This window comes from Pseudomonas sp. 50_B (assembly GCF_017491625.1).
Taxonomy (GTDB): Bacteria; Pseudomonadota; Gammaproteobacteria; order Pseudomonadales; family Pseudomonadaceae; genus Aquipseudomonas; species Aquipseudomonas danubii.
Map to the genome: position 1 here is coordinate 171,618 of NZ_JAFGYX010000007.1, position 13,754 is coordinate 185,371.

The following is a 13,754-nucleotide window of genomic DNA, read 5'->3' on the forward strand; positions in this document are numbered from 1 at the left end:
AGGCGACTCCCATGGTTAACCGCGACAACTGGCGCCAGCGCCTCTACGTGATGATCTTCCAGACCGATACGGTGGCCGGAAGACGCTTCGATACGACCCTGCTGCTGATCATCCTCGCCAGCCTGGTGATCGTGATCCTCGACAGCATCGACGAGGTGCACAGCAACTACGCCGACGTCCTGGCGTACATCGAATGGGGCTTCACCCTGATCTTCCTCATCGAGTACGGGCTGCGCCTGTATTGCTCCCCCAAACCCCTGCGCTATGCCTTCAGCTTCTATGGCCTGGTGGACCTGCTGGCGATCGTCCCCGGCATCCTCGCCCTGTACTACAGCGACGCCCAGTACCTGTTGATCATTCGTATCATCCGCATGCTGCGGATCTTCCGCGTGCTCAAGCTGTCGCCCTACCTGAAACAGGCCCATTACCTGCTCGATGCCCTGCGCGGCAGCAAGCAGAAGATCCTGGTGTTCCTGCTCAGCGTCTGCACCCTGGTCACGGTGTTCGGCACCCTGATGTACGTGGTGGAAGGCCCGGAACATGGCTTTACCAGTATCCCCAAGGGCATCTACTGGGCCATCGTCACCCTGACCACCGTGGGCTATGGCGATATCGTGCCCAAGACCGTGATCGGCCAGATGATTTCGTCCATGGTGATGATCACCGGTTACTCGATCATTGCCGTGCCTACCGGGATCTTCACTGCGGAGCTGGCCAGCGCCATGCGCGGCGAACAGCTCAAGCACGACTGCCCGGTGTGCCGCAAGAACAGTCACGAACCGGCCGCGGCCTTCTGCTCGCGCTGTGGCAACGCGCTGTTCAAGAAAATGGAATAAGCAAAGTACTTTTTAATCTTTAAAGAGATATAGCGCCCCGGCTATAGTCGGCGGCAAATTGCCTTCACTCTCGAACAAAAGGAATGCGCAGTGAAAAAACTCTTCAGCGCCTCGCTTCTGGCCGCCGGCCTGGCCCTGGGCAGCGTCGCCCAGGCCGCACCGACCCTGCTCAACGTGTCCTACGACGTGATGCGCGACTTCTACAAGGACTACAACACTGCCTTCCAGAAACACTGGAAAGCCGAGCACAACGAAAACATCACCCTGCAGATGTCCTTCGGCGGCTCCAGCAAGCAGGCGCGCTCGGTGATCGACGGCCTGCCGGCGGATGTCATCACCATGAACATGGCCACCGACATCAACGCCCTGGCGGACAACGGCAAACTGGTGCCGGACAACTGGGTAACGCGTCTGCCGAACAACAGTGCGCCCTTCACTTCGGCCACCGTGTTCATCGTGCGCAAAGGCAACCCCAAGGCCCTGAAAGACTGGCCAGACCTGCTCAAGGATGGCGTGCAAGTGATAGTGCCCAACCCCAAGACCTCGGGTAACGGCCGCTACACCTACCTCTCGGCCTGGGGCTACGTGCTGAAGAACGGCGGCGACGAGAACAAGGCCAAGGACTTCGTCGGCAAGCTGTTCAAGCAGGCCCCGGTACTGGACACCGGTGGCCGCGCCGCCACCACCACCTTCATGACCAACCAGATCGGCGACGTGCTGGTGACCTTCGAGAACGAAGCGGAAATGATCGCCCGCGAATTCGGTCGCGATCAGTTCGAAGTGATCTACCCAAGCGTCTCCGCTGAAGCCGAGCCGCCGGTGTCGGTGGTGGACAAGGTGGTGGAGAAGAAAGGCACCCGCGCTGCGGCCGAGGAATACCTGAAGTACCTGTGGTCGCCGGAAGGCCAGGAAATCGCCGCCAACAACTACCTGCGCCCACGGGACCCGAAAGTCCTGGCCAAGTACACCGACCGTTTCCCGAAAGTCGACTTCCTCTCGGTGGAGAAGACCTTCGGCGACTGGCGCAGCGTGCAGAAGACCCACTTCAACGACGGCGGGGTCTTCGACCAGATCTATACCAACGCCAAGTGACGCTGGTAGCCCGATAAAAAAAGCGACCGTGAAGGTCGCTTTTTTATGCCGCCGATCAGGGAGTCACAGAGCCCGCGCAGAACTGAACTGCGCGGCTTCGGCCGCCTGATAACGCTCATCCAGCACCGCCTCCGCCTCGACTTCGATCAACCACTCCGGCAACGACAGCCCGCTGACGATGATCCATGAGGACGCCGGTGGCTGGCTGGCAAAACGCTCGAGCAATACCGCGCTGATGTGCTCCTGCTGATCCCGCGCCGCTTCGGCGATGTAGATCCGCAACATCACCACATCCGCCAGTTGACCTCCCGCCTCGGCCAGAACCTTCTCGATATTGTCGAAGGCCTGCTCGGTCTGCTGCCGCAGGCCCGGTCCTACGGTGCGCTCCTGCTCATCCACCCCGACCTGACCGGACAGCAGCAGGCGTCGACCGCCGCGCACCTCCACCGCCTGGCTGAAACCGTATTGCAGGGAATTGAACACACTGGCTGGGTTGAACGTTGACTTTTCCATAAGGGACTCCCACCGCACTGAACGACCGGAAACCCTAAACCAAGGCCTCAGCGACTTCCACTGCTAGCGCCGCGCAGCAACATTTGGCAACGCAAGCTTCAGCGCGGGGTTGCCAGCCTTGAGCAGGCTGCCCCCAGGGCCCTGAAGACCATGAGCATGCTATCGAACAAGATGTAAGTAAATGTATCATCAGCCCTCGGCAGCGGCACGCCCCGGCCATCTCCAGAGCCTCATGACTCAGCGATTTATTCCCAACAGGAATGAATGCTATCGCCCCGCCCTCTCTACTGAGTGACCGCGCGGTCTCTTAACCTTGTTCCATCCTTTCGCCGCCAAGAGAAACCTGATGACTTCCACGACCCAGGTGCTGCCCGCCAGCAACGTGACAATGACCCGAGGCATGGTGCTGCTGTTCGCCTTCTGCTGCGGCGCCATCGTCGCCAACATCTATTACGCACAACCGATCATCGAGCTGATCGCACCGGACCTGGGCCTGTCCAGCTCCATCGCCAGCCTGATCGTTTCTCTGACCCAGATCGGCTATGCCCTGGGCCTGTTCTTCCTGGTGCCCCTGGGAGACCTGCTGGAAAACCGTCGGTTGATGATCATCACCACCCTGGTGGCCATCGCCAGCCTGCTGGGGGCTGCCTATACCCAGCAGCCCAACGTCTTCCTCCTGGTATCGCTGCTGATCGGCTTCAGCTCGGTGTCGGTCCAGATCCTCATTCCCCTGGCTGCGCACCTGGCCCCCGAGGAGTCCCGAGGACGAGTGGTGGGCGGCATCATGGGCGGCCTGCTGCTGGGCATTCTCCTGGCCCGCCCGGTGTCCAGCGTGGTGGCCGATCTCTTCGGCTGGCGCGCAATGTTCATCGCCGCCGCCGTGCTGATGGCCGGCATCAGCCTGGTATTGATGCTGACCATACCCAAGCGTCAGCCGGCCCACAGCGCCACCTACGGCCAACTGCTGCGCTCCCTGGGCGGCCTGCTGCGCCAGCAGCCGGTCCTGCGCCAGCGAGCCTTCTACCAGGGCTGCATGTTCGCCACCTTCAGCCTGTTCTGGACCGCCGCGCCCCTGGAACTGGCACGGCATCACGGCCTGTCACAAAGCCAGATTGCGATCTTCGCCCTGGTGGGCGCCATCGGCGCCATCGCCGCCCCCATCAGCGGACGCCTCGCGGATGCCGGCCATACCCGCATCGCCTCGCTGCTGGCCATGCTCCTGGCAGCCCTGAGCTTTATCCCGACACTGATCCATCCCGCCTACAGCGTCATCGGCCTGGCAGTGACCGGGGTGGTCCTGGATTTCTGTGTGCAGATGAACATGGTGCTCGGCCAACGGGCGGTGTATGCCCTGGACGCCCACAGTCGCAGTCGCCTCAACGCGCTGTACATGACCAGCATCTTCATCGGTGGCGCCTTCGGCTCGTCGATTGCCAGTGCGGTGTACGAACATGGCGGCTGGCTGGGAGTGGTGCTGGTGGGCAGTGGGTTTCCACTGCTGGCCCTGCTGCGCTTCCTGCTGGTGGCGGACAACCGCCGCGCGGCCCGCGCCTAGGCCGTGCGCCCAGGACCCGGTGAACGTTTTGGCGCACACTGCTCAAGTGCCCCCTTCTCAACCCAGCAAGGACAACCGATGGACCGCCTGGCCGCGATGGAAACCTTTGTACATGTGGTGGAAAGCGGCTCCTTCTCCGCTGCCGCCCGGCGTCTGAACCTGGGTCAGCCCGCCGTATCGAAAAGCATCGCCCAACTGGAGGCCTATCTGCAGGTGCGGCTGTTGCTGCGCTCCACCCGCGGCCTGAGCCCCACCGAAGCCGGCCTGGCCTTCTTCGAACGGGCCAAACGCACCCTGGAGGAAGCCAGCGAAGCGGAAAATGCCGCCCGGGGCTCGGCCTCCCAGTTGCGTGGCACCTTGCGCATCTGTGCGGCGGTGACCTTCGCCCGCCTGCATATCATTCCTCACCTGGGGCCCTTTCTGGAGCAGCACCCCGAGTTGCAGATCGACGTAGTGATGGATGATCACACCATCAATCTGGTGGAGGCGGGAGTCGATGTCGCCTTGCGCATGGGCAGCCTCGCCGACTCGACCCTCATCGCCCGCCAGATCGCCGAGTGCCCGCGCCTGCTGCTGGCCACTCCCGAGTACTTCGCCGAGCACGGCGAGCCGCAGCATCCCGGTGAACTGACCGGGCATCAAGCGGTGATCTACAGCCGGGGGCCCGGTAATCTCTGGCACTTTTCCCAGGGCGACGACGAGCAACGGGTAAGTGTCAGTGGCAGGGTTCGAGTGAATGCCGCAGAAGGCTTGCGCGAATCGGTACTGGCCCACCAGGGGCTGGCAATGGCCTCGCAATGGATGTTTGCCCCGGAGCTGGCCAAGGGTGCGGTCAAGGCCGTGCTCACGGATTGGCAACTGCCCCGGCAACAGCTGTGGGCTGTGTTTCCCGGCGGGCGCCTGGTGAGTGCCAAGGCCCGGGCGTTCGTGGACTATGTGGAGCAGTTGCTGGAGCGTCTGTGAAACCCCGGCCTCAGATCCGCTCGCGCACCAGCACTTCGATATTCGCCGCCTCACCCCAGCGCCGCAGCCGGTCGATCAGGCTCAGGTCGGTTTCACCCACCAGATACAGGACGTCGATGGTCTGGATCGCGGCCCACTGGACGAACTCACTGCTGTCGAACTCGCCAAGACTGGCGAGCTGGAACTCGTTCTCGTAGAAACCCGGGATCACCGGGACCGGGGTGTCCTGGGGGCTGGCTCCGGCAATGAACGGGCAGGACAGGTGCACCACGCCCCATTGCGCCACACGCCAGTTCCTCAGGGCTTCGTCCAGGCGCGCGCGGGCACCGCGGACAAAGCCCAGGCCGTCGATCACTACCCGCCGGTTGACGATCAGCCACAGCTTGCGCCGGCGCGGCGCCTTGAGCAGTACCTCGCCGGTCACCTTGGACGCCCGCAGCGCCAGGGCGATCACCAGCAGCAAAGGTGCGCAGTAGCCATAGAGTCTCTCGGTATGACTGGCCTCGGTCAGGCCATGCAGTCGGTGTACCTCGGCCCGCTGGTGCTCCAGCTCACTGAAGGTGTCCCCCAGACGCTGCAGCCATTGCTGCACCAGCGGCGCTGAATACTCACCACGAAGGTCGCCCAGGGCTTGCTGCACCTTGATCACGGCCAAAGCCGAAAGACGCCCATCGGCAGAACGCTCCAATGTGCTAAAGCGTTCGCACAGGTTGCTGACCTGGGCGGCATCCTGGGGCTCATGCAGCTCCTGCGCCGCCTTGCAGTGAGCGCTGCCGAGCATGTCGTCGATCTCGGCCAGCACTCTGCGCTGCGCTGCGTCCCGGGCGCTTTGTGCCAGCTGGTAGTCACTCTGGAACCAGTCCACCCGCACCGCCTGGGTGGCGCTGATCAGGGCCAGGGCAGCCAGCAGCAACCAGCCGTAGTCGACTTTCTTCCAGCCGACCTCCCCCAAGCGAAAAACCGAGATCAAGCTCCAGCAGAAGAAGTAGTACATGAAGGCGAAGGCCACCAGCAGGTACACCGGTGCCAGGGACAGATAGATAAGCTCCGGCACGTCCGCCGGCCCCAGACCGTACAACAGCAACAGGACGCAGACCACGGCCAGCCAGAACAGCATCGGCGCGACATAGGGTTTGTTCAGGTCTTTCTTCATCGGGCGCTCAACGGCTGATACTCAGGAACACCCCGCTGTATCGGCCAGCCTGGGCAGGGCTTAAATAATCCGCTGACCATGGCAAGGCCGGCGCCGGCTCTGGCCCGCGCCTTTGCTGTCAGTCGATGGAGTTGAAAATTACTGGAACTGACGCCCCAGCCCTGCGGGTACACCATGGATGTCGGTGTCTTCCCAGGGACCGTCGGGGCTGATGGAGCGGCTCCAGCCGTTGTTCCAACGGTAATAGGTGCGTTGGCGATAGAAGGTGTTGCTCTGGTTATCCAGCACATAGACCCCCAGCCGCGCATCCCAGTGACTGTGCCCGCCGGGTGGCGGAGCAAAGCTCGCGGAGGTGCGTGGCAGGGGCTTGGCGGCGGGAATCGGCGCCCCGGGCTTGCCTGGCGCGGGAGCCGTGGACGGGGCCGGGCGCGTGCTCGGCCCCGCAGGCGGGATGGGTTCAGAGGAGGTCGGCGCCGGCCGGTGGACCGTACAAGCACTCAACCCCAGGACCAGTGACAACAGGGTGATACGAGCGATGGCGGTCATGGCGGCTTCTCTGATTATTGATCCGGACTGTCGATGGTCAGCTGTTGCGCGGCCGTGGTGCTGCTGGGCAGAGGCTGGCTCTGCCCGATCCACTCACCGGCCGTTGGCTGACCGGCACGGGAAATGCGCGCAACCAGTTGGACTTCAGGGAAGTTCGACAGTTTCAACTGCGGCATCATCGCGTCGCTATCCCCCAGCTCCACAGTGGCCGGCAGGTCGGCGACGGTCAGGCGCTTGGCCGCCAACGGCGCGGGCGGGCCCTGGGTGGCACGGGCGAAGATGAACACGCTGTCACCCGGCTGGACCTTGGCCTTGAGCTCCGCCGCCAGATCGACCCGGACCTTGAGCAAGGCGCCCTTGGCCTTGACCGCAGGCTCGGCCGCGACCTTGCCACCGGCCGCCAGCAGTTTTTCGCTGGCGCGATCAATGCCTCCCTGCAGCGCGGCACGGGAATTGTCCTGCGGCGGCAGTTGCGCCTGCAGGCGCTTCCAGTAATCGATGGCCTCCTGGAAACGCCCGCCTTCGAAAGCGGCGATACCCAGCAACCCGAGACTGGTGACTTCGTTGGGATCGGCCTTCAACGCTTCATCGGTCAAGCCCTGGACCTTGTCCGACCATTGCTTGTTATCGGCGAAGTATTGAGCCTGGGCCCACTGCCCCAATAGCTCGGGCTGGCGTCCGGCCAGGGCCACGGTACGCTCGAAGATCTTCGCCGCGTCCGCTGGACGGTCCTGGGCCATGTAGGTACGCCCAAGGAAATACAGGCCCTCGGCAGAATCCGGCTGGGCCGCCACTGCGCGCTCCAGGCGCCGGGTCATTTCTTCCATGGACTGCGGCGCCTGGGCGAACTCCCGGGTCAGCTCGACCTTGTCGCTGGCACCAAAATGCAGATACAGACCCAAGCCCAGCACCGGTACCAGCAGCGCCGCCAACAGCGGCAGCGGTTTGCCCAGACGCGAGGTCCGCACTGGGCCGCTGCCTTCGGTGTCCGCCAGCAGTTCCCGGGCCGCTTCCGCACGCCCCGCGTCCATCTGCTCGGCACTGAGCACGCCTTGCGCTTGCTGGCCATGCAGCTCGGCCACGCGCTCTTCATAAAGCGCCACGTTCAGCGCGGTACGATCCTCCTCACGTTGGGCACGACGCTCACGCAATACCGGGATCAACAGGAAACTCAGGGCGATCAGGAGCAGCAGGCCCGCTGCAAGCCAGAAATCAATCATGGGGGGTTTTATCCAGCAGTTGGTCGAGGCGCTGACGCTCTTCGACGGAAAGCGTGTTCGGGCTGTCGCTGCGTTCGACGCGACGACGCCGGACTATCACGGCAATGATCACCAGCCCGCCCAGCAACAGGCCGGCAGGACCGAACCAGAGCAAGGCGGTCTTGCCGGTCAGGGCCGGCTTGTAACGCACGAAGTCACCGTAGCGATCCACCATGAAGTCGATGATCTGCTGATTGTCCTTGCCCTCGCCGAGCATGCGGAAAATCTCCTTGCGCAGGTCGGCGGCAATCGGTGCATTGGAATCGGCGATGTCCTGGTTCTGGCACTTGGGGCAGCGCAGTTCCTTGGTCAGCTCGCGAAACCTTTCGCGGTCGGTGTCATTGGCGAACTGGTAGGTATCGATGGCAGCGTGGGCCACGCCAGCGATGCTCAGGCCCAGGATGGCGGCGGCTAACCAGCGCTTCATGGTTTGGCCTCGTCTACCAGGGCCTGGTACTTGGCCGCCAGCTGTTCGCGCCACACCACTTCGTCGATCACCCCGACGAACTTGTCACGGATGATGCCCTTGGCATCGATGAAGAAGGTTTCCGGGGCGCCATAGACACCCAGATTGAGCCCCAGGGAGCCCTCCTCGTCACGCACATCCAGCAGGTAGGGATTGTGGAACTCGGCCAGCCACTTCAGGGCGTCGGCATTGACGTCCTTGTAGTTGATGCCGTAGATCACCACGCCCTTCTCGGCCAGCTTGTTCAGCACCGGATGCTCGACCCGGCAGGAAATGCACCAGGTGCCCCAGACGTTGACCAAAGCCGGCTTGCCCAGCAGGTCAGCGCGGGTCAGGGTCTTGTCGCCCTGCACCGACGGCAGGGAGAACTCCGGGAACGGCTTGCCGATCATCGCCGACGGCAGCTCGGCCGGGTCCAGATACAACCCGCGATAGAGGAACACCGCCACCACCAGGAACACTGCCAGGGGCAACATCATCATCCAGCGTCTCATGCGGCGGCTCCTGTCATGCCCAGCGCTTCGCGCACGCGGCTTTTAACCTTGACCCGATAACGCCGATCCATCGCCGCCAGCAAGCCACCGAACCCGGTGAGCAGGCCGCCGAACCAGATCCAGCGCACGAACGGCTTGACGTGTACCCGCACCGCCCAGGCGCCATCACCCAGGGATTCGCCCAGGGCGACATACAGGTCACGGGTGAAACCGGCATCGATGCCGGCTTCGGTCATCATCGAACTCTGCACGGTGTACAGGCGTTTTTCCGGGTGCAGCACCGCCACTTCCTTGCCGTTGCGCACCACACGCACAGTGCCCTTGTCGGAAGTGAAGTTCGGCCCTTCGAAATGCTTGGCGCCTTCGAAGACGAACTGATAACCGGCCAGTTCCATGGACTCGCCTGGCTCCAGGCGCAGGTCGCGCTCGGCGCTGTTCTGGCTCGACAGCACCACGCCCAGGGCGCAGATCGCAATGCCCAGGTGCGCCAGCTGCATGCCCCAATAACTGCGAGTCAGGCTTGGCAGGCCCTTGATCAGGCCCTTGTGGCGGGTCTTGTCGAAGATGTCACGCACCCCGGCCAGCAGCACCCAGGCCGCCAGCAAGAAGGTCGCCAACACCGCCCAATTGAAGTCGCCGTAGGCAATGCCGGCCACCACGGCCAGGGCCACGCTGCCCAGCAGCACCGGACCGAGCATGCCCAGCAGCCATTTCACCGGGGTGTCTTTCCAGCGCACCAGCACGCCCACCGCCATCACCACCATCAGCAGGGCCATCAGCGGAATGAACAGCGCATTGAAATACGGCGGGCCCACTGACAGCTTGGCCCCGGTCAGGGCATCCAGCACCAGCGGATACAGGGTGCCCAGCAGGATCATCGAGGACGCCACCACCAGCACCAGGTTGTTGCCCAACAGCAGGGTTTCCCGGGACCACAGGTTGAAGCCCACATGGCTCTTGACCACCGGCGCCCGCAGGGCAAACAGGGTCAGGGAGCCCCCCACTACGAACAGCAAGAAGATCAGGATGAACACGCCACGCTCAGGGTCCGAAGCGAAGGCGTGCACTGAAGTCAGGACCCCGGAGCGCACCAGGAAGGTCCCCAGCAGGCTCAGGGAAAACGCGGCAATGGCCAGCAGCACGGTCCAGCTCTTGAATACACCGCGCTTTTCCGTCACTGCCAGGGAGTGGATCAAGGCCGTGCCCACCAGCCAGGGCATGAAGGAAGCGTTTTCCACCGGGTCCCAGAACCACCAGCCGCCCCAGCCCAGCTCGTAGTAGGCCCACCAGGAGCCCAGGGTGATACCGATGCCAAGGAAGGCCCAGGCGACGATGGTCCAGGGCCGCGACCAGCGAGCCCAGGCAGCGTCCAGGCGACCGCCCAGCAGCGCGGCAATGGCAAAGGCAAAGGCCACCGAGAAACCGACGTACCCCATGTACAGCATGGGTGGGTGGACGATCAGGCCGATGTCCTGCAACAGCGGGTTGAGGTCACGACCGTCCGCCGGTACCTGGGGCAGGATTCGCGAAAACGGGTTGGAGGTCATGATCAGAAACAGCAGGAAGCCGGTGCTGATCATGCCCATCACCGCCAGCACCCGGGCCAGCATCACTTGTGGCAACTGGCGCGAGAACACCGACACAGCAAAGGTCCAGCCCCCGAGGATCAGCGCCCAGAGCAGCAGCGAACCTTCGTGGGCGCCCCACACGGCGCTGAACTTGTAGTACCAGGGCAAGGCGCTGTTGGAGTTGCTGGCGACATAGGCCACCGAGAAATCGTCACTCATGAAGGCGTAGGTCAGGCAGCCGAAGGCGAATACCAGGAACGCGAACTGGCCCCAGGCTGCTGGCTGGGCCAGGCTCATCCACAGGCGGTCGCCGCGCCAGGCACCCAGCAATGGCACCACCGCCTGGACCAGGGCAAAGCACAGGGCGAGGATCATCGCCAGATGACCGAGTTCAGGAACGAACAGTGCGGAACTCATGGCTTAACCCTCTTTCGCTGGTGTCGGTGCCGACTGGCCGCTGTCTTGCAACGCCTTGGTGACTTCCGGCGGCATGTATTTCTCGTCGTGCTTAGCCAGCACTTCATCGGCCACCACCACGCCATCGGCGTTGAGCTTGCCCAGGGCGACAATGCCCTGCCCTTCGCGGAACAGGTCCGGAAGGATGCCGCGGTAGGTGATGGTCACTGACTTGTTGAAGTCGGTGACCACGAATTTGACGTCCAGGGAGTCGGCGGAACGTTGCAGGGAGCCGGCCTCGACCATGCCGCCAGCGCGAATCCGCGTGTCCAGCGGTGCCTCGCCATTGGCAATTTGGGTCGGGGTGTAGAACAGGTTGATGTTTTCCTTCAGCGCACTGAGGGCCAGGCCGACGGCAATGCCGACGCCCACCAGGATCGCCAGGATGATCAAAAGACGCTTTTTACGCAGCGGATTCACTTACCGTTCTCCCGGCGCAGACGACGCGCCTCTTGTTGCAGATAACGCTTGCGCGCCAGGATCGGCGCCACCAGCTCACGAGCCAGGACGACCAGGCAAATGCCATAGGCCGACCAGACGTAGAGGCCGTGATGGCCCATGGCGAGAAAATCGCTGAAGGATGCAAAGCTCATTGTGCGGTCTCCAGGCTGCGTTGGACTTCGGCCTTGACCCAACTGGTGCGGGCTTCGCGCTTGAGCACCTCAAGGCGCATGCGCAGCAACAGCAGCACGCCAAAGAAACAATAGAAACCCAAGGACGTCAGCAGCAGCGGCAGCCACATTTCCACCGGCATGGCGGGCTTTTCGGTGAGGGTGAAAGTCGCCCCCTGGTGCAGGGTGTTCCACCACTCCACCGAGTATTTGATGATCGGGATATTCACCACGCCGACAATCGCCAGCACCGCGCAGGCCTTGGCGGCGCTGTCACGATTGCTGATGGCGGCATTGAGCGCAATCAGACCTGCGTACAGAAACAGCAGGATCAGCATCGACGTTAGTCGCGCATCCCAGACCCACCAGGAACCCCAGGTCGGCTTGCCCCAGATCGCCCCGGTTACCAGGGCCAGGAAGGTGATCGAATGCCCGATGGGCGCCGCGCATTGCAGGGCGACATCGGCCAGTTTCATTTTCCACACCAGCCCGACCACACCGCACACGGCCAGCATGACGTAGCAGGACTGGGCCAGCATCGCCATTGGCACATGGATATAGATGATGCGAAAGCTGTTGCCCTGCTGGTAATCCGGTGGCGCAAAGGCCAGGCCCCAGACGACGCCGATACCGATCAGCAACACGGCGGCGACGCTCAGCCAGGGCAGCAGCTTGCCGCTGATGCCGTAAAACCATTTAGGCGAGCCGAGCTTATGAAACCAAGTCCAGTTCATTCATTGCTTCCATCACGGTTGCTCTTCGCGTTCACGAACAGCCAGGGTCTTTACTGGTTAAAAAACAACCAGACCTCATTATTCGCCGACGCTGATCTTCAGGCCAGCAGCTATTGCAAAGGGTGTAAGGGTCACTGCCAGGGCGGTCAGGCTCCCAAGCCACAGCAGATAACCTGTCGCCGGCATGCCCTGTAGTGCCGCCTGCAGGGCGCCACTGCCGAGAATCAACACCGGGATGTACAGAGGCAGGATCAGTAACGCCAGCAGCAAGCCTCCACGCTTCAACCCCACCGTCAATGCTGCGCCCACTGCGCCCAACAGGCTCAGCACCGGAGTGCCCAGCATCAATGAAGCCAGCAACACCGGCAGGCAGGCGGCAGGCAAGCCGAGCATCAAGGCCAGCAAGGGTGCAAGCAATACCAGTGCCAGGCCGGAAAAGGCCCAGTGTGCCAGTACCTTGGCCAAAACCAGAAGAGGCAGGGGGTGCGACGAAAGGACCCACTGTTCAAGGGATCCGTCCTCGAAATCACTGCGAAAAAGCCCGTCCAGCGAGAGCAGGACGGACAATAAGGCCGCTACCCAGACCAACCCGGGAGACAAGGTTTGCAACAGATTTGTCTCAGGTCCCACGGCCAATGGGAACAGTGCAACGACGATGGCGAAGAACACCAGGGGATTGGCCAACTCCGCCGGGCGTCGGAACAGCAAGCGCGCTTCACGGGCCAGCAATTGGGCAAAGACGCTCATGCCGCCCACCGCCCCAGATCCAGATCGCGGTAGCCGGACGGCATACGGGTCAGCGTGTGGTGAGTGGTCAGGACCACCATGCCGCCACGTTCACAATGATTGGCCAGGTGCTCCTCGAGCTGTGCCACCCCCTGTTTGTCCAGGGCGGTAAAGGGCTCGTCAAGGATCCACAGCGGCGGGTCGTCCAGATACAGCCGGGCCAGGGCCACACGACGCTGCTGGCCGGCAGACAGGGTGTGACAGGCGACGTCCTCGAAGCCGCGCAGGCCGACGGCCGCCAGGGCCTGCCAGATAGCGTCGCGCGTTGCCGACTGGTGCAAGGCACAGAGCCAGTTGAGGTTTTCCTCGGGGGTCAGGACATCCTTGATTCCGGCGGCATGGCCAATCCACAACAGATTGCGCGCCAGTTCGGCGCGCTGGGCATGCAAGGGCTGGCCATTGAGCAGCACCTGACCGCTGGTGGGTTGCATCAGGCCAGCGAGCAAACGCAGCAGGCTGGTCTTGCCACTGCCGTTGGGGCCACTGATCTGTACCATGTCTCCGCCGGTCAGACGCAACTCCAGGTGTTCAAACAGCATCCGCCAGTCGCGCTCACAGGCGAGTGCTACGGCTTCGAGAAGAGGGCTGGTCAAGGGATGGTGGGCCTTTACGGGTTCAAGTCGGCAGTGGAGCGGCCGTTAAAGGGATGCAGGATAAATGCATTGGCGGCCTGTTCTAGAGAGCTGCGTCAAACATTTGCAATGTTTTCCCCACTCCCCCAA

General features: G+C 62.9%; 16 protein-coding genes. 4 read left to right on the plus strand and 12 right to left on the minus strand.

From position 1 onward, the window contains the following. Nucleotides 1-11: 11 nt before the first annotated feature. Nucleotides 12-836, plus strand: coding sequence for an ion transporter (locus J5M73_RS12470; RefSeq protein ID WP_102863987.1), 825 nt, complete (start codon nucleotides 12-14; stop codon nucleotides 834-836). 90 nt (nucleotides 837-926) lie between these two features. Next, nucleotides 927-1,928, plus strand: coding sequence for a sulfate ABC transporter substrate-binding protein (locus J5M73_RS12475; RefSeq protein WP_058433729.1), 1,002 nt, complete (start codon nucleotides 927-929; stop codon nucleotides 1,926-1,928). Nucleotides 1,929-1,991: 63 nt separating this feature from the next. On the opposite strand, the gene J5M73_RS12480 is transcribed toward J5M73_RS12475, so the two are convergent. Continuing rightward, a complete protein-coding gene (locus J5M73_RS12480) occupies nucleotides 1,992-2,441 on the minus strand; it encodes a Rid family hydrolase (protein ID WP_102863988.1) in 450 nt (149 codons plus the stop codon). A gap of 346 nt (nucleotides 2,442-2,787) precedes the next feature. On the opposite strand from J5M73_RS12480, the gene J5M73_RS12485 reads away from it, so the two are divergent. Together J5M73_RS12485 and J5M73_RS12490 are read left to right on the plus strand one after the other, a co-directional pair. Continuing rightward, nucleotides 2,788-3,996, plus strand: a complete 1,209-nt coding sequence (locus tag J5M73_RS12485; RefSeq protein ID WP_102863989.1) for an MFS transporter — start codon at nucleotides 2,788-2,790, stop codon at nucleotides 3,994-3,996. 78 nt (nucleotides 3,997-4,074) lie between these two features. Beyond that, nucleotides 4,075-4,959: a LysR family transcriptional regulator gene (locus tag J5M73_RS12490; protein WP_102863990.1), complete on the plus strand. Its 885-nt coding sequence runs from the start codon at nucleotides 4,075-4,077 to the stop codon at nucleotides 4,957-4,959. Nucleotides 4,960-4,969: 10 nt separating this feature from the next. On the opposite strand, the gene J5M73_RS12495 is transcribed toward J5M73_RS12490, so the two are convergent. The 11 genes from J5M73_RS12495 to ccmA all read right to left on the minus strand — a co-directional run bounded on the left by J5M73_RS12495 (nucleotide 4,970) and on the right by ccmA (nucleotide 13,625). Further along, a complete protein-coding gene (locus J5M73_RS12495) occupies nucleotides 4,970-6,112 on the minus strand; it encodes a hypothetical protein (protein ID WP_207815733.1) in 1,143 nt (380 codons plus the stop codon). Nucleotides 6,113-6,250: 138 nt separating this feature from the next. Further along, complete coding sequence (locus J5M73_RS12500) at nucleotides 6,251-6,658, minus strand: hypothetical protein (RefSeq protein ID WP_102863992.1); 408 nt, start codon at nucleotides 6,656-6,658, stop codon at nucleotides 6,251-6,253. A gap of 14 nt (nucleotides 6,659-6,672) precedes the next feature. Further along, complete coding sequence (ccmI, locus tag J5M73_RS12505; RefSeq protein WP_102863993.1) at nucleotides 6,673-7,878, minus strand: c-type cytochrome biogenesis protein CcmI; 1,206 nt, start codon at nucleotides 7,876-7,878, stop codon at nucleotides 6,673-6,675. Further along, complete coding sequence (locus J5M73_RS12510; protein WP_102863994.1) at nucleotides 7,871-8,344, minus strand: cytochrome c-type biogenesis protein; 474 nt, start codon at nucleotides 8,342-8,344, stop codon at nucleotides 7,871-7,873. The genes ccmI and J5M73_RS12510 overlap by 8 nt, the downstream gene beginning before the upstream one ends. Next, nucleotides 8,341-8,877 carry a DsbE family thiol:disulfide interchange protein gene (locus J5M73_RS12515; protein WP_060838164.1) on the minus strand — a complete coding sequence of 179 codons (537 nt, stop codon included), beginning with the start codon at nucleotides 8,875-8,877 and terminating at the stop codon, nucleotides 8,341-8,343. Before J5M73_RS12515 ends, J5M73_RS12510 begins: the two co-directional genes overlap by 4 nt. Then, the gene (locus J5M73_RS12520; RefSeq protein WP_207815735.1) at nucleotides 8,874-10,862 is read right to left on the minus strand and encodes a heme lyase CcmF/NrfE family subunit; all 1,989 of its coding nucleotides are present in this window, start codon (nucleotides 10,860-10,862) and stop codon (nucleotides 8,874-8,876) included. The genes J5M73_RS12515 and J5M73_RS12520 overlap by 4 nt, the downstream gene beginning before the upstream one ends. 3 nt (nucleotides 10,863-10,865) lie before the next feature. Next, a complete protein-coding gene (gene ccmE / locus J5M73_RS12525) occupies nucleotides 10,866-11,321 on the minus strand; it encodes a cytochrome c maturation protein CcmE (RefSeq protein ID WP_102863996.1) in 456 nt (151 codons plus the stop codon). Continuing rightward, nucleotides 11,318-11,494, minus strand: a complete 177-nt coding sequence (gene ccmD, locus J5M73_RS12530) for a heme exporter protein CcmD (protein ID WP_011060018.1) — start codon at nucleotides 11,492-11,494, stop codon at nucleotides 11,318-11,320. Before ccmD ends, ccmE begins: the two co-directional genes overlap by 4 nt. After that, nucleotides 11,491-12,246, minus strand: a complete 756-nt coding sequence (locus J5M73_RS12535) for a heme ABC transporter permease (protein WP_102863997.1) — start codon at nucleotides 12,244-12,246, stop codon at nucleotides 11,491-11,493. The genes ccmD and J5M73_RS12535 overlap by 4 nt, the downstream gene beginning before the upstream one ends. Nucleotides 12,247-12,324: 78 nt before the next feature. Next, a complete protein-coding gene (gene ccmB, locus J5M73_RS12540; protein WP_102864110.1) occupies nucleotides 12,325-12,993 on the minus strand; it encodes a heme exporter protein CcmB in 669 nt (222 codons plus the stop codon). Continuing rightward, nucleotides 12,990-13,625: a cytochrome c biogenesis heme-transporting ATPase CcmA gene (gene ccmA / locus J5M73_RS12545; RefSeq protein ID WP_102863998.1), complete on the minus strand. Its 636-nt coding sequence runs from the start codon at nucleotides 13,623-13,625 to the stop codon at nucleotides 12,990-12,992. Before ccmA ends, ccmB begins: the two co-directional genes overlap by 4 nt. Nucleotides 13,626-13,754 lie beyond the last annotated feature (129 nt).

Coding starts and splice junctions, on each gene's coding strand:
- J5M73_RS12470 (WP_102863987.1), top strand. CDS start 12: ATGGTTAACCGCGACAACTGGCGCCAGCGCCTCTACGTGATGATCTTC.
- J5M73_RS12480 (WP_102863988.1), bottom strand. CDS start 2,441: ATGGAAAAGTCAACGTTCAACCCAGCCAGTGTGTTCAATTCCCTGCAA.
- J5M73_RS12485 (WP_102863989.1), top strand. CDS start 2,788: ATGACTTCCACGACCCAGGTGCTGCCCGCCAGCAACGTGACAATGACC.
- J5M73_RS12490 (WP_102863990.1), top strand. CDS start 4,075: ATGGACCGCCTGGCCGCGATGGAAACCTTTGTACATGTGGTGGAAAGC.
- J5M73_RS12495 (WP_207815733.1), bottom strand. CDS start 6,112: ATGAAGAAAGACCTGAACAAACCCTATGTCGCGCCGATGCTGTTCTGG.
- J5M73_RS12500 (WP_102863992.1), bottom strand. CDS start 6,658: ATGACCGCCATCGCTCGTATCACCCTGTTGTCACTGGTCCTGGGGTTG.
- ccmI (WP_102863993.1), bottom strand. CDS start 7,878: ATGATTGATTTCTGGCTTGCAGCGGGCCTGCTGCTCCTGATCGCCCTG.
- J5M73_RS12510 (WP_102863994.1), bottom strand. CDS start 8,344: ATGAAGCGCTGGTTAGCCGCCGCCATCCTGGGCCTGAGCATCGCTGGC.
- J5M73_RS12515 (WP_060838164.1), bottom strand. CDS start 8,877: ATGAGACGCTGGATGATGATGTTGCCCCTGGCAGTGTTCCTGGTGGTG.
- J5M73_RS12520 (WP_207815735.1), bottom strand. CDS start 10,862: ATGAGTTCCGCACTGTTCGTTCCTGAACTCGGTCATCTGGCGATGATC.
- ccmD (WP_011060018.1), bottom strand. CDS start 11,494: ATGAGCTTTGCATCCTTCAGCGATTTTCTCGCCATGGGCCATCACGGC.
- J5M73_RS12535 (WP_102863997.1), bottom strand. CDS start 12,246: ATGAACTGGACTTGGTTTCATAAGCTCGGCTCGCCTAAATGGTTTTAC.
- ccmB (WP_102864110.1), bottom strand. CDS start 12,993: ATGAGCGTCTTTGCCCAATTGCTGGCCCGTGAAGCGCGCTTGCTGTTC.